The following is a 410-nucleotide window of genomic DNA, read 5'->3' as shown; positions in this document are numbered from 1 at the left end:
GCCCGCGATGAGGCCATGACTGACAACGCCTTTCCGGAAGCCGACCGCGAAGCCGTCTACCGTGCCATCGCCGAACGCCGCGACATGCGGCACTTCAGCGGTGGCAGCGTGGCGCCGCAATTGCTCCATCGCCTGCTGCAAGCCGCGCACCAGGCGCCGAGCGTCGGCTTGATGCAGCCCTGGCGTTTTATCCGCATCAGCGACCGCAACCTGCGCGGCCAGATCCAGCAGCTAGTGGAAGAAGAACGCGTACGCACCGCCGAGGCTCTCGGCGAGCGCTCCGACCAGTTCATGAAGCTCAAGGTCGAAGGCATCAACGACTGCGCCGAAGTGCTGGTGGCTGCCTTGATGGACGACCGCGAGCGGCATATCTTCGGGCGCCGCACCTTGCCGGAAATGGACATGGCATC

General features: G+C 65.1%; 1 protein-coding gene. It reads left to right on the top strand.

The window, feature by feature from the left end:
• Positions 1-15 precede the first annotated feature (15 nt).
• On the top strand, positions 16-410 hold a 395-nt coding region (locus HX846_RS40110; protein WP_256740472.1), incomplete at its 3' end, for a nitroreductase family protein.

The organism is Pseudomonas sp. K5002, from assembly GCF_013386655.1.
Lineage (GTDB): Bacteria > Pseudomonadota > Gammaproteobacteria > Pseudomonadales > Pseudomonadaceae > Aquipseudomonas.
Note: the sequence above shows the minus strand (reverse complement) of the source record. Positions and strands in the feature narration are given on the sequence as shown.